The sequence below is a fragment of the Pseudomonas jessenii genome, from assembly GCF_002236115.1.
In the GTDB taxonomy this organism is placed as follows: domain Bacteria; phylum Pseudomonadota; class Gammaproteobacteria; order Pseudomonadales; family Pseudomonadaceae; genus Aquipseudomonas; species Aquipseudomonas jessenii.
The window spans coordinates 763,154-780,997 of the sequence record NZ_NIWT01000003.1; the positions used below are offsets into that span (position 1 = coordinate 763,154).

General features: G+C 60.1%; 14 protein-coding genes and 1 riboswitch. Of the genes, 4 read left to right on the forward strand and 10 right to left on the reverse strand.

The features are described 5' to 3' along the window. Nucleotides 1-38 precede the first annotated feature (38 nt). Both PSJE_RS12695 and PSJE_RS12700 read right to left on the reverse strand, forming a co-directional pair. Nucleotides 39-1,424: a tryptophan--tRNA ligase gene (locus tag PSJE_RS12695; protein ID WP_090457624.1), complete on the reverse strand. Its 1,386-nt coding sequence runs from the start codon at nt 1,422-1,424 to the stop codon at nt 39-41. Nucleotides 1,425-1,448: 24 nt separating this feature from the next. Next, complete coding sequence (locus PSJE_RS12700; RefSeq protein ID WP_090457626.1) at nt 1,449-2,078, reverse strand: alpha/beta hydrolase; 630 nt, start codon at nt 2,076-2,078, stop codon at nt 1,449-1,451. A gap of 144 nt (nt 2,079-2,222) precedes the next feature. Here PSJE_RS12700 and PSJE_RS12705 point away from each other — a divergent pair, with 144 nt between their 5' ends. Further along, nucleotides 2,223-2,657, forward strand: a complete 435-nt coding sequence (locus PSJE_RS12705; protein ID WP_008045970.1) for a Z-ring associated ZapG family protein — start codon at nt 2,223-2,225, stop codon at nt 2,655-2,657. Between the two features lie 273 nt (nt 2,658-2,930). On the opposite strand, the gene PSJE_RS12710 is transcribed toward PSJE_RS12705, so the two are convergent. From PSJE_RS12710 to PSJE_RS12740, 7 genes are all read right to left on the reverse strand, one after another. Next, nucleotides 2,931-3,665, reverse strand: coding sequence for a YiaD family glycine zipper/OmpA-like lipoprotein (locus PSJE_RS12710; protein WP_090457628.1), 735 nt, complete (start codon nt 3,663-3,665; stop codon nt 2,931-2,933). A 104-nt stretch (nt 3,666-3,769) separates the two neighbouring features. Continuing rightward, nucleotides 3,770-4,411: an MBL fold metallo-hydrolase gene (locus PSJE_RS12715; protein ID WP_057713346.1), complete on the reverse strand. Its 642-nt coding sequence runs from the start codon at nt 4,409-4,411 to the stop codon at nt 3,770-3,772. Nucleotides 4,412-4,501: 90 nt separating this feature from the next. Then, complete coding sequence (locus PSJE_RS12720; RefSeq protein WP_090457630.1) at nt 4,502-7,240, reverse strand: winged helix-turn-helix domain-containing protein; 2,739 nt, start codon at nt 7,238-7,240, stop codon at nt 4,502-4,504. 176 nt (nt 7,241-7,416) lie between these two features. Then, complete coding sequence (locus PSJE_RS12725) at nt 7,417-8,781, reverse strand: DUF1329 domain-containing protein (protein WP_057713344.1); 1,365 nt, start codon at nt 8,779-8,781, stop codon at nt 7,417-7,419. A gap of 28 nt (nt 8,782-8,809) precedes the next feature. Then, nucleotides 8,810-10,714: a DUF1302 domain-containing protein gene (locus tag PSJE_RS12730; protein WP_057713343.1), complete on the reverse strand. Its 1,905-nt coding sequence runs from the start codon at nt 10,712-10,714 to the stop codon at nt 8,810-8,812. A gap of 339 nt (nt 10,715-11,053) precedes the next feature. Further along, a complete protein-coding gene (locus PSJE_RS12735) occupies nt 11,054-12,736 on the reverse strand; it encodes a fatty acid--CoA ligase (protein WP_090457632.1) in 1,683 nt (560 codons plus the stop codon). Nucleotides 12,737-13,022: 286 nt separating this feature from the next. After that, nucleotides 13,023-13,652, reverse strand: coding sequence for a LysE family translocator (locus PSJE_RS12740; RefSeq protein WP_057713341.1), 630 nt, complete (start codon nt 13,650-13,652; stop codon nt 13,023-13,025). A 91-nt stretch (nt 13,653-13,743) separates the two neighbouring features. On the opposite strand from PSJE_RS12740, the gene PSJE_RS12745 reads away from it, so the two are divergent. The 3 genes from PSJE_RS12745 to PSJE_RS12755 all read left to right on the forward strand — a co-directional run bounded on the left by PSJE_RS12745 (nt 13,744) and on the right by PSJE_RS12755 (nt 16,590). Beyond that, entirely contained in the window at nt 13,744-14,709 is a 966-nt protein-coding gene (locus PSJE_RS12745; protein ID WP_090457634.1) for a 2-hydroxyacid dehydrogenase, read from the forward strand. 33 nt (nt 14,710-14,742) lie between these two features. Then, nucleotides 14,743-15,741, forward strand: coding sequence for a methyltransferase (locus PSJE_RS12750; RefSeq protein ID WP_008045980.1), 999 nt, complete (start codon nt 14,743-14,745; stop codon nt 15,739-15,741). A gap of 50 nt (nt 15,742-15,791) precedes the next feature. After that, nucleotides 15,792-15,916, forward strand: a riboswitch (yybP-ykoY riboswitch). 89 nt (nt 15,917-16,005) lie between these two features. Next, complete coding sequence (locus PSJE_RS12755; protein WP_090457636.1) at nt 16,006-16,590, forward strand: TMEM165/GDT1 family protein; 585 nt, start codon at nt 16,006-16,008, stop codon at nt 16,588-16,590. A gap of 170 nt (nt 16,591-16,760) precedes the next feature. Here the strand turns inward: PSJE_RS12755 and PSJE_RS12765 are convergent, their stop codons facing one another. After that, complete coding sequence (locus PSJE_RS12765) at nt 16,761-17,579, reverse strand: M48 family metallopeptidase (RefSeq protein ID WP_090457990.1); 819 nt, start codon at nt 17,577-17,579, stop codon at nt 16,761-16,763. Nucleotides 17,580-17,844: the final 265 nt, after the last annotated feature.

Genomic DNA, 17,844 nt, shown 5'->3' on the forward strand with positions numbered 1-17,844 from the left:
TGTAGCGACGACCCCGAGGAATGGCAATCAGACTTGAGTCAAGCTGACTCGCTCTTACTAGATTTGAATTCGCTCTGCAGTTCGCTGATGGCTATATCACGCTCGGCAGTTGAGGAGTATTCGGGGCTGTCCGCAACGATCTGATTCCCCCCCCAGACTACAAAAACAAACGGCCCCTCTGACGAAAGCGGCTCTTCCCGTCCAATATCCAAAGCGTTTAATTTTTGAAGGCTTTTGACGATTATCCCTGCGTCTTTCGCATCCTTAAATGGTCTGGACAAAAATAATTGCTGACCGCCAGCAGAAAGGAAACGAAAGCGGAAGCTGCCATCCTCGTCACGGAAGCTGACGAAACGCGCGGCTTTCGCGACTTTCTTCTTGGTACCCTTGGCAACCTGCACCTGACTGACGAAAGAACGCAGGCCGACAGCTTCACGCAGCTCATTGAGGAACGGGGTCGCCACCGCACGGGCCTTCTTGGCGCCGTGTTGCAGGATGTCTTCCAGATCTGATGGACGCTCGATCAGTTGATGATAGCGCTCACGGGATTCACCCAGCTCATTGTCCAACAATTCGAACAGACGGCTCTTCGCCTCGCCCCAACCCAGGCCCTGCAATAGTTCACTTCGGAACTCTTTGGTTTGCACCGGAGTGGAGAACGCCTGGAAAAGGGTGAACAGATGCGAGCTGTCCGGGTCTTTGGCCTCACCCGGTGCCAAGGAGTCGGTAACGATCCGCGAGATCGCTTTCTTCATGTCCTTGGCGCTGGAGTACAACGGAATGGTGTTGTCGTAGCTCTTCGACATCTTGCGACCGTCAAGGCCTGGCAATGTTGCCACGCTCTCTTCGATCAGCGCTTCGGGCATGGTGAAGAACTCTTTGCCTTGACCGAACAGATGGTTGAAGCGCTGGCCGATGTCCCGCGCCATTTCCACGTGCTGGATCTGGTCGCGACCGACCGGCACCTTGTGCGCGTTGAACATCAGGATGTCCGCGGCCATCAGCACCGGGTAGCTGTAGAGGCCCATGGTGATACCCGCATCCGGGTCTTCACCGTTTTCAAGATTCTTCTCCACCGAAGCCTTGTAAGCGTGGGCGCGGTTGAGCAGGCCCTTGGCGGCGACGCAGGTCAACAGCCAGGTCAGTTCGGGGATTTCCGGGATGTCGGACTGGCGGTAGAAGGTCACGCGGTCGACATTCAGGCCACCGGCCAGCCAGGTCGCAGCGATTTCCAGACGCGAGCGCTGGATGCGCAGCGGGTCATCGCACTTGATCAGGGCGTGGTAATCCGCCAAAAAGTAGAACGAGTCGGCATTGCTGTCACGGCTGGCCAGGATCGCCGGGCGGATGGCACCAGCGTAGTTGCCCAGGTGCGGCGTGCCGGTGGTGGTGATGCCGGTGAGGATACGGGTACGAGTCGTCATGGGTAATCGCTTGTCAGACTGCAATCAATTCGAGAGACGCGGCAGGATCAGATCCTTGAGATCGGTCAGCTTGCCATGAAAAAAGTGTCCGCATTCTGCCACTTTCAGCAGCTCATGGGGACGTTCAAGCGTGTCGGACCATTGGTAAACCAGCTGCGGATCGATCACTTCGTCGGTTTCCGGCTGGATCAGGGTCAGTTCGCCCTGCTGTGGCAGTGGGTCCTGAGCGCTCAGGCGCATGACCGCCGGTGCGACCATGAATAGATGTTTGAGCGGTTCGCCCTTCGCTTCCAGACGTCCGCCAAGACTTGCTGCAACAAATCCACCGAAGGAGAAACCGAACAGGGTCAGTGGCAATTGCGGGTGCCTGGCGCGAAACCATTCGGCCACAGCCTGGGCATCATCGACTTCGCCGGTGCCCATATCATGTGTACCCTCACTGGCACCCACCCCGCGGTAGTTGAAACGCAAAGTAATCAAACCGGCATCACGCGCGGTGCGCTGCAGGGTCGAGACCACTTTGTTGAGCATGGTGCCGCCCTGCACCGGGTTCGGATGGCAGATCAGCGCCAGGCCACGCGCCTGCTCGTTGTCCAGGTACAGTGCTTCCAGTTGACCCACCGGGCCATCAATCACTACAGGGGTTTCACGCATAAGCAAGGAAGGAACTCCGTGACCTCGGATCAGGTCGACTCGTCTAGCAAATTGTCTGTGGCTGTCTATTGCGAGTGAATCGCGGTATACAGCGCAGGTTCGAGCCGTTAACGTAAAGCAAAGCCGTTTATAGAGGAAGGACTCGTGGAACACTCGCTCTTAGTTTGGTTGTTACCGACTCTTGCCCTGGTTGTGGGTGTCGCCATTGGGTTCCTGATCGCTCGCGTTGCACCGAACGCCGCGCCCAGCCGCACGCAGCGTCAGCTGGACGATATTCAGGAACGTTTCGACAGTTATCAGAACGAGGTGGTGACCCACTTCAACAGCACCGCGACACTGGTCAAGAAACTGACTCAGAGCTATCAGGAAGTGCAGGACCATCTCGCCGAGGGCGCCAACCGCCTGGCCCTGGACGAACAGACTCGCCAACGCCTGCTGGCTTCCCTGCACGCCGACGCGGCGCAGGCACCCCGTGAACGCCTGACGCCACCGCGCGATCAGGAGCCGCCTCGCGACTACGCACCTAAAGCCCCGAACTCGCCGGGCATGCTCGATGAGCATTATGGCCTGAAGAAGTAATCAGCTTTCGCGCCATACAAAAAGCCCCCGGACTTTCACTGGTCCGGGGGCTTTTTTGTTTCTGTCTGTTCCAGATTTCTGCTGCCTGGCCTGGCCTCTTCGCGGGCAAGCCCGCTCCCACAATGGTCGATGTCGTACACAAAATCTGCATCCAACACATGACCTGTAGGAACGGGCTTGCCCGCGAAGGGGCCGGAACTGACGACAAAAAAAGCCCGCCCGATCCGTAGAAGATCGAGCGGGCTTTTCTACGCCTGGGGTTCAATCAGACGATCAAGGGTACTGCTGAACCTGACCTTGCTGCTGACCACCATACTGCTGGCCCGGAATCGCCTTGAGGTTGACCTCTACACGGCGGTTCTGCGCCCGGCCATTGGCGTCGCCGTTGTTGGCAACCGGGCTATCCGGACCGGCGCCACGGGCGCTCAGATTGGCACCGCTGACACCTTGCGAGGTCAGGTAGGTTGCCACGCTCTGGGCGCGACGCTGGGACAGGTCCATGTTGTGCTGGCGGCTGCCGGTGCTGTCGGTATAGCCGACGATCTCGATCTGGTTCTGGTTGAACTCTTTGAGCGAGCCCGCCAGGTTGTTCAGCGGCTGATAGAAGCTTGGGGCAATGTTCGCCGAATCGGTAGCGAACGTGATGTTGCCCGGCATGATCAGCTTGATCTGGTCGCCCTGGCGTTGCACTTCAACACCGGTGTTGGCCATGCTGGCGCGCAGCTTTTTCTCTTGCTGATCGGCGTAGTAACCGTAACCGGCGGCGGAAGCACCGACCACCGCAGCACCGATCAGTGCGCCCTTGCCACGGTTATCGTGGTTGATCGCAGCACCGGCCAGCGCACCGGCCAGAGCGCCGAGGCCACCGTATTTCGCGGTTTTGCTCATGCCTTGGGAGCTGCCATCCGCCTGACCCTGCGGCTGACCGTCATAAGGGTTGGGCGAGGCACAGCCGGACAGTACGGCCACGGCAGTAGCGACAATCATCAAACGACGCATGGTGAACATGTAAAGCTCCTACTTTTTTTGCATTCTGTGGTGCAACGGACCAAGGCATCAGCCTTTGCGGGCGTTGGATCATGTTAACGGGTAAAAATTCCGAATGTTACAAATCAGCCCCGAACAAAGGGGTTTTCGCGCATTTCATCGCCCAGACGGGTGTCCGGACCATGCCCGGTCACCACGGTTGCGTCTTCGTCGAGGGTGTACAACCGCTGCTTGATCGAGCGCACGATGGTCGCCTGGTCGCCACCCCACAAATCCGTGCGTCCGACGCCGCGACGAAACAGGGTATCTCCGGCAATCAGCAGCTTGGCCTCGGAAAACCAGAAGCTCATGGAGCCCGGCGTATGACCTGGTGTGTGCAGCGCCACGCCGCAGCCGCAAGCCAGTTCTTCATCATCGGCCAGCCAGCGATCCGGGGATGGCACCGGGGTATAAGGAACGCCGAACATCTGGCACTGCATTTCCAGGTTGTCCCAGAGAAACTGGTCTTCCTTGTGCAGATGCAGCGTCGCGCCGGTTTTCTCCTTGAGTTGACCGGAAGCCAGGAAATGATCGAGGTGGGCGTGGGTGTGAATGATGCTGACCACTTTCAGCCCCAGGGCGTCGAGCCGCGCCAGGATCAGCTCATGATTGCCACCTGGATCAACGACGATGGCCTTTTTCGTTACCGGATCGCCGATGATCGTGCAGTTGCACTGCAACGGGCCGACGGGGAAGGTTTCGCGAATGAGGGTGGGTTGCTGGGACATCGGCGGGGCCTGCTCGATAAACGGGGGATGAGTGATTTTCTCACAATTGAGTATCCAGCCAATGGCCGCGATGTGTAACGTGAAAAATCCTTAACCCAGTACCCCCAATTCCTTGGCTCGCGCCACCGCCTGCGTTCGTCGCTCGACCCCGAGCTTGCTATTGATATGGCTGGCGTGGGTCTTGACCGTGTGCAGGGAAATAAACAGCTGATCGCTGATTTCCTGGTTCGAACAGCCCTGGGCGATCAATCGCAGGACCGCCATTTCCCGGGTGCTGAGTTGCTCCGCGGCTGCGCAGGACTCCAGCCCGGGACGGGCAGCCAATGCCGGCAGTTTTTCACTGAGGCTCAGGGAAACGGGGGTTGGCGGACAGCTTTGAAGCTGCCCACGCAGCCAGTCCGGGTGCTCGGCCAACAAGCCCTCGAAGGGTTGCAGCACCCCTCCGCCGGCGGCGTCCAGCGCCTGGGCCAGTGCCTTGCGTGCTTCCGGTTCCCGTCCGCTACCCAGCAACAACGCCACTTTCTGGGTCAGCGCCATGGCGCTGAGCATCTGCCGACCGCTTTGCTGGCCATGTTCGAGCAGTGCATTCAAACGCCCTTCGGCCAGCATCGGTTGGCCCTGGATGACGTCGAGCAAGGCTTGTTGCAATTCGATATGCAGCGGTAATTGCGGGTGGAACTCCGGTGGTGCCGCCGCGTTTTCGCCGTTATAGGTCTGTCCCAGACGCGCCAGCCAGGCTTCGGCCAGATCGGTGCGCCCCTGGGCCAGCCAGAGTTCACATTTGACCAGGGTGATCATGGCCAGGTAGTAGATCGGTGGCACATCCCAGATGTGCATGAGCCGTTCGGCTTCGGCAAGCTCGGCAAAGGCCTTGGCGAACTCGCCACTGCTGCCTTCCAGCCTGGCAATCACGCAGTGGCCGATCAGCACGCTGATGTCACGGCAGGCGCGCGCCTCGCTCAAACCGGCCTGCAATCGCACCCGCGCCAATTGCGGCTGCATGCGCAGGGCCAGCAAAAAGCCCTCGTACAAGGTCAGCCGGGCGCGAACCGCGTATAGCCGTTGCGCAGGCAAGCTCTGCAGGCGCTGCATTCCCTGACGGACCTCTTCCAGCGCCCGACAGATTTCCCCGCGTGCTTGCAACACCCGGGCGCGATCGTAGTGCGCCAGTGCTTCGAACAAGGGGTTGCCGACCCGTTGCGCCAACTCCAGCGATTCGCGGTTCAATCCCCGTGCCCGCCACAAATCGCCGTCGGCAATGGCGAGGTTGGACAGGGTGGAGAGGCACATCAGGCGCTGGCCGTAACGCTTGGACGGAAGACTTTCCAACGCTTCGCGGCAGTACCGCAGCGTCAGTTCGCGGTTGCCGCGTCCACGGGCAATGATGCCGCTCAACGCCAGCCATTGAGCGAGCATCGACTTCTGTGCGGTGGCCGACGGAGCAGGCAGGAAACGGCTCAAATGGCTGGCCAGCTCTTCGGCGGCATCCAGTTGGCAAGCCATCCCCAACGCCCAGCTATAGAGCACGATCAGCCGCGGCGTGCTGATCAGCAAGCTGTCAGGCAAGTCCATTTTCCAGCGCAGCAACATGCCGACATTCTGCTCGGCCAGCAGTTGCTCTTCGGAGAGGTTCTGCACCAGGTTCGCCGCGACGTCCAGGTGACCGGCGCGCAAGGCCTGCTCCACGGCCTCATCGAGCAGTCCCTGGGCATTGAACCAGCGGCAGGCACGCAGGTGCAGGCTGGCGGCCGGCACCATCGACTGGGAAGTCGGGCGCGTGCGCAACAGATCGGAAAACAGGTGATGGTAACGATACCAGTGGCCGTGCTCGTCCAGCGGCACCAGGAACACCTGGTGGGCGAGCAGGAAGCGCAGGATTTCGCCGCTGTCATGGGCGTCGCGAACGGCATCGCACAGTTCGCTGCAAAAACGCTCCTGGGGCGCCGTGTCGTAGAGGAACGACTGGACCTCGGCGGGCAGGCAATCGATGACCTCTTCGAGCAGGTAATCGCGGATCAGCCCTTCCCCGCCGTGCAACGATTGCGGCAGCGCGCCATCGGTACCCGCCTCCGAGGCGGCCAGCAGCCAGAAACGCAACCCCGCGACCCAACCTTCGCTGCGCTGGATCAGGTTTTCCAGTGCTTCACCGCGCAAGGAACTGCTGTGCCGGTCGAGCAGGCTCAAGGCCTCGTCGTGGGTCAGGCGCAGATCCTGTTCATGCAATTCAAGCAGTTGTCGCGACAGCCGCAGCCGCGCCAGATGCCAGTCGGGACGTTGGCGACTGGTGACCATCACCAGCAAGCCATCAGGGAGATGATTGAGGAAAAATTGCAGGCAACGGTCCAGTACCGGCCCTTGGGCCAGATGGTAATCATCCAGCACCAGCAGCAATGGCGTCGCGGTGGACAAGTGCTCGGCCAATTCGTCGAGCAGGCCATCCAGCCATTCTTCGAATGCGAAAGGCTGATGGCGCTGGCGCATTTTCAACAGCCCGAGCGATTGCCTGCCCAGGTGCGGGAAGTAGTCCTGGAGGCCTTCCAGCAGGCGTTCGAGAAAACGTCCCGGGTCACTGTCTCGCGGGCTCAACCCCAGCCAGAGACTTTGCCAGTGCGCCGGCAACCCCTGACAAAACTCCACCGCCAACGAACTCTTGCCGAACCCTGCCGGTGCGCTGACCAGCAATAACCTGCCACCGAGCCCGGCACTCAGGCGCTCGCACAAACGTGGACGCAGCACATGGCCGTCGGGCAACGGCGGGCGGAAGAAGCGCCCGTCGAGTGTCGCGACAGCAACGTTTGCAGAACCTGGGGATGTAGACAAATCAGTCATAGCCGGCTCTTGTTTGAATTGCGGGTGGCGGCGTTGCAGATGTCCGCAGACTAGCCGTAAACGGATAGGGAATGAAGGTAATTGCTACAAATGGCTACAAAAAGTCTACAAGCAAAAAAAAACGCCCCGAACCAGTCGGGGCGTTTTCAGAGGGTGCGGCCTCTACTCAGTTCACTTTAGCGAACACCATCCTGACGCAAGGCGGCCGGGGTGAAGTCGCTGGTGGTGGCAGTGAAGCCGAAGTCATAAGCCGACTTCTCTTCGTTCTTCATGCCCAGCGCCAGGTAACGACCCGATTGCAGGTCGTACAGGGTTTCAAGGGCATACCACGGCACTTGCTTGTCGTAGTAGTTCTCGGCATGGGCCTCGGCGACGCGCCACAGTTGACCGCGACCGTCGTAATGGTCGATGACCGCTGCCTGCCAGGTGTCTTCGTCAATGTAGAAGTCACGCTTGGCGTAGATGTGACGCTGACCTTCCTTCAGGGTGGCAACTACATGCCACACACGACGCAACTCGTAACGAGCCAGGTCCTGGTTGATGTGACCGGCCTTGATGATGTCGGTGTACTTGAGCTTCGGATCGTCGAGCTTGTAGGCATCGGAAGCGATGTACATCTCTTTCTTGCCTTCGAGCTTCCAGTCGTAACGATCCGGTGCACCGTTGTACATGTCCAGGTTGTCGGAGGTACGCAGGCCATCGGCTGCGGTACCCGGGCCGTCATAGGACACTTGCGGCGCACGGCGCACACGACGCTGGCCGGCGTTGTAGACCCACGCCGAGCGCGGTTCCTTGACCTGGTCGAGGGTTTCGTGAACCAGCAGTACACCACCGGCCAGACGTGCCGGCGCGGTCACTTTCTGCTTGAAGTAGAACAGGATGTTGCCCGGGTTCGCCGGATCGTAGTCCTTCATCTTGTCGCGGAACACGAACTGGTCCTGGAAGTACACCAGGCTGAACGAGCCGTTCGGCTGTGGTGTGGCCTGGGTTACCAGACGGGTCACGCTGCCCCCGCGATAGCGGGTGATGTGGTTCCAGATGACTTCAACGCCGCTTTTCGGGATCGGGAACGGAATGGCGGTTTCAAAGTTCTCCAGGCCGTTGCCGCCGGACACCAGCTTGGTGTTGGTGGCGTTCTTCTTGATGGAGGCGAACACCTCATCCGGCACGGTGGCACCGCGGTGGGACGGATAGACCGGCATCTTGAAGGTTTCCGGGTAGCGCTTGAACATCGCGTACTGGCCCGGGGCAAGCTTTTCCTTGTACTGGTCGACGTTCTGCGCCGTGATGGTGAACAGCGGTTTTTCACCCGGGTACGGATCGGACAGGAAGCCCTTGCTGTCGACCGCTCCGGCGTTCTTCGGCAACGGTTTCCAGGTCGGAATCGAACCGTCGGCGTTACCCGCCATTTCAGCGCCCATCGGGGTCAGGCTCTTGCCCAGTTTGTCGGCTTCGGCCTGGGGAACCGCTGCGATGACGCTGGTCGCCAGCAGTGAAAGGCCCAGAACACCAGCGTGGAACAGACTCTTTGTTATTTTCATATGTTCGTTCGTCCTGAAAATTCAGTGCTTAGAAGTTCACGCCGAGGCTGAGCGCAACGAAGTCGCGGTCATCCACGGTGGTGTACCTGCCGTCGAAGAAGTTGGTGTAGGCCAGGCTCGCGGTGTAGGTGTTCTGGTACTCGGCGTCGACACCCAGGCTCACCGCCTTGCGGCCTTCCTCGAAGTTGCCGCCAGGCCCAGGGGAGTAGCCTTCCACGTCATGAGACCAGGCTACGTTTGGCTTGAGGTTCACACCGGCAAACACGTCGTTGTATTCCCAGATGGCACGACCGCGGTAGCCCCATGAAGTCGCGGTGGTGAAGCCTTCGTCGGTGCAGTTGCGGCTGCGGTTGTTGGTCGGCGTACCCGGGCCGGCACCGCTGATGGTGCTGTTGTTGAGTGTCACGCAGGTATTGAGCGCGCCAGAGGCTGGCAATTCACCCGGACCGTAGACCGGATCGCGGCCATAACGAACGTCGGAAGTGCTTTCCAGGCCGCCAACGTGGGTCACGCCCACTTCGCCCACCAGGGTCAGACGGCTGGCGCCCATGACCTGATCGAAGAAGTGCGTCAGGGTGGTCTGGAACTGGGTGACTTCCTTGCGACGATACCCGTGCAGGTCCTGACCCGGCACGCCGGTAAGCAGCGATGCATTGGTCAACGGGTTGTTCGGGTTGTTATTGCCTATAGGACGGACACCGGAGAACAGGATGTCGGTGGAGTTGAGCTGCACCGGAGCGTTCGGACGGTAGCTGATCTCACCGCTCCACGCCGTACCGGTAGGCAGGGTGGTAGAGAAGCTCAGGCCGTAGAGGCGGATGTCTTCCGGGTATTCGATGAAGTACTGCGAATTACCCGCCACCAGCAATGGCGCCAGTGCGGCGAACGGGCCGCCCTGGAGGGCCGCTGCAGTGTTGTAGACCGACTGCGGCGCACCGGTAGCGCTGAAGATCGGCGCACGGCTGTGGTAATTCATGAAGTAGGCGCCGAACTCGGTGTCCAGCGGATCGAACATGTACTTGAGGGACGCGCCCCACTGGCCGCTGTCGCGGGCATCGCGATCGGGGCCACGACGCACCAGAACACCCTCATTGTTGACGTCGACGCCGTTGGCGGCCAAAGGCCCCAGGGCAATGGCCGGAATTTGCGAGCGCTTGGCCAGTACGCGCAGGTTGTCGTCGCAGCCGTCGGCAACGATGTCTGGCTGGGAGAAGAACGTGCCGCAGTTGTCGACAACGGTCTGGTCCCATTCAATTTGGTAGAACGCTTCGGCCGAGAGGTTTTCGGTCAGGCTCTGGGACACATAGAACATGTTGACCGGGATCAGGCCTTCCTTGATCTCGGCACCCGGACGGCGGAACGCGGACACGTCGATCGGGTTGATCGAGTTGATGCCACCACCGATGAAGGTACTTTCACCCCAGCTCACGACCTGCTTGCCCAGACGCACGGAGCCTGGCTGATCGGCAATGGAGTAGTTGTGGTAGACGAAGGCGTCGAGGATCTGGCCGCCGGCAGACTTGGCGCCTTCCTTGCGGTTGTCGTCGCTGATGTCCTTGAACGGACGGCTTTCGTCCTTCAGTTCAAAGTCGTACCAGTATTTGCCACGGACGAAAACACCGGTATCGCCGTATTTCAGTTCAAGGTCATGGATGCCCTTGAAGATCTTCGAGAAAGTTTCCCCGCTCTTGAAGTTCAGGTGACCGTCATCAGAAGTCTGGGACAGACCCTTGCCGCCGTTGTTGACACCGATGAGGTTCTTGTTGGCACTTTCGGTAGACCAACTGGCACCGATCGACAGGGATGAGTCGAACTGACCTTCGATTTCACCGACGTTGAAACTGACGCCGAATGCTGGCCCGGCGAGCGTAGAGGCAAGACTGACAGCCAGGGGCAGTTTCGCCCGGCGCCAGAACTGGTTTGCTGATGTCATCGACGCTACTCCATGTGCATTTTATTTTTATGGCAAGAGCACTTCTAAAAACGCTGTGGATAACCGGGAGCCATGGCATCCCAAAGTCATTCCAAAGTTGCATCGCCCCGGTTCGTGCGGTTGCCCCGTTCTTAAAAATCCTTGAGTGGACTATAGCCAGCAGGTAGTAGCGCTTGATCCCTCTAAAGTGTGATTTGCAGCTGCCAGCCACTCTGGAACAGTCCTTTCGCCAGTCCGACACCCGTCGGCACGGCAAGGATGGCTGAAAATTTCGTTTTGACAAGCCAAGCGCTTGCTTGGTGGGGGCTGGCGTGCCCTTTCGAGCACGCCAGGTGACGCTTAAAGCGTCGAGAGGAAGGTGCTGTTGGTGGCTTGCCATTCGCTGATGTCGACACGAATGCGCTTCTTGTCGAGCTTGCCGACACTGGTCTTGGGAATTTCAGTAACAAGGGCGATCTGGCTCGGAATCGCCCACTTGCTCAAGTGCCCCAGCTCCACAAACGGCTTGAGGTGTTCCTTGAGTTCCCGCGCCCCGATTGCATGCCCCTCACGGAGCACCAGCAGGGCAAACGGCCGCTCGCCCCACTGCGGATCGGGGATCCCCACCACTGCTACTTCACGTACCGCCGCATGACGACTGATCAGGTCTTCCAGGTCCAGGGAGGAGATCCACTCGCCACCGGTCTTGATCACGTCCTTGATCCGGTCACGAATGTCGATCACGCCCATGCTGTCCAGGGTCGCCACGTCACCGGTGTGCAGCCAGCCTCCGGCCCAGAGCTCGGCGCCCTTCTGCGGCTCATTGAAATACCCCTCGGTCAGCCATGGCGCGCGTAACACCAGTTCGCCCTGGGTCTCGCCATCGGCGGGCAGGAAGTTGCCCTCGGTGTCGACGATCGCCGCCTCCACCAGCGGCCCCGGTACGCCGGCCTTGATCCGGTAAGTGGTGCGTTCGTCTTCGGTACCCGCCATCAATTCATCGTTGAGGTGCGCGCACGAAACCAGTGGCCCGGTTTCCGACATGCCGTAGGCGGCGGTCAGCTGAATGCCTTTGGCCTTGGCCGCCTCGTACAACGTGCGGTTCAGGGCGCTGCCGCCGATGACGATTTTCCAGCCGCCGAAGTCGACGGTCTGCGCGGCCTTGGCATTGAGGACCATCTGCAAAATGGTCGGTACGCAATGAGAGAACGTGACCTTTTCCTTGCGCCACAACTCCACCAGGTACTCCGGATCATAGCGGCCGGGATACACCTGCTTGAGCCCGAGCATGGTCGCCACATACGGCAAGCCCCAGGCGTGCACGTGGAACATCGGGGTGATCGGCATGTACACGTCGTTGGTGCCCAGCAGGCGCACGCTATCGATCGCGCCCATGATGGTCGACACGCCCATGGTGTGCAGCACCAGTTGCCGATGGGTGAAGTACACGCCCTTGGGGTTGCCGGTGGTGCCGGTGGTATAGAACGTGGTCGCGACCGAGTTTTCGTCGAAGTCCTCGAAGTCGTATTGCGGGCTCGCCGCGGCCAGCAGTTGTTCGTATTCGCCGACGAGATTCGGCAGGTCTGCGGTTTTTTCCGGCAGGTCAGTCAACAGCAGGGTTTTGTCGACCGTGGTCAGTTGCCCCTCGATGGCCTTGTAGAGACCGACGAACTCGCTGTTGACCAGCACAAAGCGGTCCTCGGCGTGGTTCATGGTGTAGAGGATCTGTTCCGGCGACAGGCGCACGTTGATGGTGTGGATCACCGCACCGATCATCGGGATGGCGAACATGCATTCCAGGTAACGATGGCTGTCCCAGTCCATCACACCCACGGCATCCCCGGGTTTGACTCCGGCCGCTGTCAGCACGTTGGCCAGGCGGGCTACCCGTTCGATCAGGGTCGGGTAGCTATAGCGCAACTTGTCGCGGTAGATGATCTCGCGGGTTTTCTCATAACGGGCACCGGACATCAGCAGCCGTTTGATCAACAGCGGGTACTGGTAAGCGCCTTCGGCCGGGGGGATAACGCGAGTCTTCAACATAATAATCCCTTTAATCTGACTGCACGGTCGTGACTGAAAGTACGCACTGTAGTGCCCTTGAACGTCAGCCAAATCAGCCAAAGGAATGATTTGCAGAACCCCATGAATGATAGCGTTGCGCCATCATTTGCGAGGTTTGATCATCTGTAGGAGCAGCCGGTCGACGCTCGATTGCTCGCGATGAACCCGGGATTACCGCGGGGGGCCAGATATCAAGCGTTATCGTTGACGAGCATCGCGAGCAATCGAGCGTCGACCGGCTGCTCCTACAGGGATAGGTATCTGATCAGTGCATCTCGGTAAACGCGAGCTTCACGCCAATCGCGATCAGCACCGCGCCCATGGTCCGATCGAACCAGTGCCCCATGCGGGCGAAACCGGCGCGTACGCGCTGCTGGCTGAACAACATCGCCACCAGGCAGAACCAGGTCGCTGTCGCCACCGCCAGGTAAACCCCGTACCCGGCCTGCACGGCCAGCGGCGTGTGCGGGTTGATCACCACAGTGAACAGCGAGAGGAAGAACAGCGTGGCTTTCGGATTGAGACCGTTGGTGACGAAACCCGAAGTGAAGGCACCACGGGCGGTGCGCTCGCCGGCTTCCTTGTGCAGGTCGTCAGCCACAGACTTGGCCGGTTGCGCGCGCAGCGCCTTGTAACCGATGTACAGCAGGTAAGCGGCGGCGGCCCATTTCAAGGCATTGAACAGCACGATCGACTGGGACACGATCAGGCCGATACCCAACAGCGAGTAACCCACGTGCAGGAAAATCGCCGTGCCCACGCCCAGCGCGGTCCAAGTGCCCGCGCGACGACCGTGGGTAACACTCTCACGCACCACCACGGCAAAGTCCGGGCCGGGGCTGGCCACGGCCAGCAGGTGAATCAGCGCAACGGTCAAGAACTCTGTCCAGTACATGGGGGCTCCTTCAGGCCAAGCGTAACTATTTATTTCATCTGGTAGGCTCGGCAGATTACGCCTTCAGTTCATTGCACAAAAGGTACAGTTGATGACGAACACCCGCCGCGCCGTTTTCCTCGACCACCCGTCCCTGGACCTCGGCGACCTTGACCTCGACCCGCTGCGCAGTTGTTTCGGCGATTTGCAGCTGTTCGCCCAGACCTTGCCCGATCAAGTCATCGAACACCTCAAGGGTGCCACCGTCGCCATCAGCAACAAGATCCTGATCGATGCCGCCGCCATTGCCGCCAGCCCTGATCTCAAGCTGATCCTGATCACCGCCACCGGCACCAACAATGTCGACCTCGCCGCCGCCCGCGCCCACGGGATTACCGTGTGCAACTGCCAGGGCTACGGCACACCGTCGGTGGCGCAGCACACGATCATGCTGCTGCTCAACCTGGCCACGCGCCTGGCCGATTATCAAAAAGCCGTCGGCGAAGGCCGCTGGCAGCAGGCCAAACAATTCTGTTTGCTGGATTACCCGATTGTCGAACTCGAAGGCAAAACCCTTGGTCTTTTGGGCCATGGCGAATTGGGTGGCGCGGTCGCACGGCTGGCTGAAGCCTTCGGTATGCGCGTTGTGCTGGGGCAAATTCCAGGGCGCCCTGCCCGGCCGGACCGCCTGCCACTGGATGAACTGCTACCGCAAGTCGATGCCCTGACCCTGCACTGCCCGCTCAACGAACACACCCGTCACTTCATCGGCGCCCGCGAACTGGCCGCGATGAAACCCGGCGCGTTCGTGGTCAACACCGCCCGCGGAGGCCTGATCGACGAACAGGCGCTGGCCAACGCCTTGCGCAACGGGCATCTGGGCGGCGCCGCCACTGACGTGCTGAGCGTCGAGCCTCCCGTCAACGGCAATCCGCTGCTGGCCCATGACATCCCGCGCCTGATCGTCACCCCGCACAACGCCTGGGGCAGCCGCGAAGCGCGCCAGCGAATCGTTGGCCAAGTGACCGAAAACGCACTGGGATACTTCAGCGGTAAGGCGCTGCGGGTCGTCAGTTGATAAACTGCGGCACTTTTTTTCACAGGAGCAGTTATGGATCCGCGCAGTGAAGTACTGCTTCGTCAGGCCGAGTTATTTCAGGGTTCGGTGTTGTTGGCCGGCTTGCCCGCCGACGACTTGCTGGGCCGTCTGCCCGAAGCTCATGGCTGGTGCTGGCACGCCGGCGATCAGGCCGCGCTGGACGCCCGCTTCGCCGAGCGCAGCCATTTTGGTGTGAATGCTCCCGAGCGCGAGTTCGATACAGCGGTGGTGTTCCTGCCCAAGGCCAAGGACCTGACCGACTACATTCTCAACGCCCTCGCCTCGCGGCTGGCTGGCCGCGAGCTGTACCTGGTCGGCGAGAAAAAAAGCGGCATCGAAGGTGCCGCCAAACAACTCAACCCGTTCGGCAAGCCACGCAAACTCGACAGCGCGCGCCACTGCCAGCTCTGGCTGGTCACCGTGGCCAACGCGCCTGAAGCCAAACCGCTGGAGAGCCTGGCGCAGACCTATGAACTGCCGCTGGCCGAAGGCCCGTTGAAGGTCATCAGCCTGCCGGGGGTGTTCAGCCATGGTCGCCTGGATCGCGGCAGCGCGCTGCTGCTGGAACATCTGGACAAACTGCCCAGCGGTCACTTGCTCGATTTCGGTTGCGGCGCAGGGGTCTTGGGCGCGGCAGTGAAACGTCGTTACCCGCATAACCAGGTCACGTTGCTGGATGTGGATGCCTTTGCCGCTGCCAGCAGTCGCCTGACCCTGGCGGCCAATGGTCTGGAAGCCGAGGTGATTACCGGTGACGGCATCGATGCCGCCCCGATGGGTTTGAGTGCGATCCTGAGCAATCCGCCGTTCCATGTCGGCGTGCACACCGACTATTTCGCAACGGAGAACTTGCTGCGAAAAGCGGCCAAACATCTGAAAAACGGTGGCGAACTTCGCCTGGTAGCGAACAGCTTCCTGAAGTATCAACCGTTGATCGAAGAGCATCTTGGTGTGTGCGCGATCAAGGCCGAAGGACAGGGCTTCCGGATCTACCGAGCCAAGCGCGGATAGAACTTCTTTGAAAAAGAAGGCTTGCCGAATGGGTTTTGCAAAGGCAGAATCCGCTCCGTCCTAGGGGAGTAGTCTCCCACGAGCGCCACGCTCGTCCGGCATGCGTCAACATACTTGGTCCTCAGACCATGGCGCATGCGACCCAAGCATCCACATCAGATGGATCGCAGGGTTTGACAAGACCTATGACACGAACACCTTACCCGGGGCGGGGAGGCTGTACGTGTCATAGCCGTGTCGACCCGCCCCTTAGGAAAACCCCTGATGCTGGATTCACTACTCGTACCTACCGCAATCGTTGCCTTGGCCGAAATCGGCGACAAGACGCAACTGCTCGCGCTCATTCTCGCTGCCCGTTTCCGCAAGCCCTGGCCGATTATCGCCGGTATCGTCGCCGCGACCCTGGCCAACCACGCGGCCGCTGGTGTTGTGGGCGCCTGGGTCGGCAGTTTCTTCTCGGATACGATGCTGCACTGGATCCTCGCCGCGAGTTTCGCCGCCACGGCGCTGTGGACCCTGGTCCCGGACAAGATGGATGACGACGAAGCCAGCACCGCCCGCAAGTTCGGGCCGTTCCTGACCACGCTGATCGCGTTCTTCCTGGCGGAAATCGGCGACAAGACGCAGATCGCGACCGTGATGCTGGCTGCGCAATATCCAGAATTGTGGCTGGTGATCATCGGCACCACCCTCGGCATGCTGATTGCCAACGTGCCCGTGGTATTGGCCGGTAACTTTGCCGCGGACAAATTGCCGTTGACCCTGATCCGTCGACTGGCGGCGTCGGCGTTCTTCATCCTGGCGATTGTCGCGGTGTACAAGGCGATGCAGAGCAGCGGGTGGGTTTGACCCGGGTACTGAGATCAATCTGTGGCGAGGGGGCTTGCCCCCGTTCGGCTGCGCAGCAGTCGTAAATCCTGCAACCGCGGTGTAACTGTTGAATTGCGGCTGCAGGTAATGGGGCCGCTTCGCAGCCCAACGGGGGCGAGCCCCCTCGCCACATTTTCAGCATCTGATAGTCAAGACTTCTTGGCCTGCTCATACAAAGGCATGACCTTCGGAATCGCCGCCTGCAACGCCGCAATACGACTCGACGACGCCGGGTGAGTGCTCATGAACTCCGGTGGCGAACCTTCCGAGGCCTTGCTCATCTTGTTCCACAGGGTGATCGCGGCATTCGGGTTGTAACCGGCGCGGGCGGCCAGTTCCAGGCCGATCAGGTCCGCTTCGTTTTCATTGGCACGGCTGTTGGGCAAGGTCATGCCGTAGTTGGCCACGGTATCGGCCAGGGCCAGGCTGTCCTGCCCCAACCCGAGCAAGGTACCCGCGCCCTGCTTCGCCATTTCGATGCCGTAAGCCTTGGACATCGCTTCACGACCGTGCTCACGCAGGGCGTGGGCGATTTCATGACCCATGATCGCAGCGATTTCATCGTCGGTCAGTTGCAGTTTGTCGATCAACCCGGTGTAGAAAATGATCTTGCCGCCAGGGCCGCAGTTGGCGTTGAGCTCATCGCTCTTGATCAGGTTGACTTCCCACTTCCACTGGGCCGCGTCCGGACGGAAGTTCGGCGCCTGGGCAATCAGCCGGTCGGCAATCGCCTGAACCCGCTGGGCTTCATTGCTGGTCTTGTCCAGCACACCCTTGCTGGACGCTTCGCCCACTGTTTTCTGATAGGACTGGGCGTACATCTGGTCGACCTGTTGCGAGGACAACATGCTGAACATGTACTGCTTGCGCTCAATGCCTACAGCGCCGCCTTTGGTGGTATTGACCGACTGGCAGCCGGCGAGCAACAGCGCTGCGCTTAGTGCACTGACAACCAAAATCTTGTTCATCAAAAAACTCTCTGAAAACATGCCGTTTATCCTAAGCGTGGAAATGTATCGACGCCAGATACAATGGACGTAAGACGCACAATTCGAACAAAGCTCTCATCGCCGTAGAAAAAATTCACATACGGCGACAACCCGCAGCCCATCACGCCGCTCATTGATTCAATTACGACATCCGGCACGCAAAAACGGTCCTTTCAACTGCCCACGCTCATGCCCGCCCGTCACCCTGCCGATACACCTGGGCAGATGTCCTTTCGCGTGCGGA

What these genes read in the sequence shown, in the direction of transcription:
- PSJE_RS12695 (WP_090457624.1), bottom strand. Translation starts at nt 1,424, where the DNA reads ATGACGACTCGTACCCGTATCCTCACCGGCATCACCACCACCGGCACG.
- PSJE_RS12700 (WP_090457626.1), bottom strand. Translation starts at nt 2,078, where the DNA reads ATGCGTGAAACCCCTGTAGTGATTGATGGCCCGGTGGGTCAACTGGAA.
- PSJE_RS12710 (WP_090457628.1), bottom strand. Translation starts at nt 3,665, where the DNA reads ATGTTCACCATGCGTCGTTTGATGATTGTCGCTACTGCCGTGGCCGTA.
- PSJE_RS12715 (WP_057713346.1), bottom strand. Translation starts at nt 4,411, where the DNA reads ATGTCCCAGCAACCCACCCTCATTCGCGAAACCTTCCCCGTCGGCCCG.
- PSJE_RS12720 (WP_090457630.1), bottom strand. Translation starts at nt 7,240, where the DNA reads ATGACTGATTTGTCTACATCCCCAGGTTCTGCAAACGTTGCTGTCGCG.
- PSJE_RS12725 (WP_057713344.1), bottom strand. Translation starts at nt 8,781, where the DNA reads ATGAAAATAACAAAGAGTCTGTTCCACGCTGGTGTTCTGGGCCTTTCA.
- PSJE_RS12730 (WP_057713343.1), bottom strand. Translation starts at nt 10,714, where the DNA reads ATGACATCAGCAAACCAGTTCTGGCGCCGGGCGAAACTGCCCCTGGCT.
- PSJE_RS12735 (WP_090457632.1), bottom strand. Translation starts at nt 12,736, where the DNA reads ATGTTGAAGACTCGCGTTATCCCCCCGGCCGAAGGCGCTTACCAGTAC.
- PSJE_RS12740 (WP_057713341.1), bottom strand. Translation starts at nt 13,652, where the DNA reads ATGTACTGGACAGAGTTCTTGACCGTTGCGCTGATTCACCTGCTGGCC.
- PSJE_RS12745 (WP_090457634.1), top strand. Translation starts at nt 13,744, where the DNA reads ATGACGAACACCCGCCGCGCCGTTTTCCTCGACCACCCGTCCCTGGAC.
- PSJE_RS12750 (WP_008045980.1), top strand. Translation starts at nt 14,743, where the DNA reads ATGGATCCGCGCAGTGAAGTACTGCTTCGTCAGGCCGAGTTATTTCAG.
- PSJE_RS12755 (WP_090457636.1), top strand. Translation starts at nt 16,006, where the DNA reads ATGCTGGATTCACTACTCGTACCTACCGCAATCGTTGCCTTGGCCGAA.
- PSJE_RS12765 (WP_090457990.1), bottom strand. Translation starts at nt 17,579, where the DNA reads ATGAACAAGATTTTGGTTGTCAGTGCACTAAGCGCAGCGCTGTTGCTC.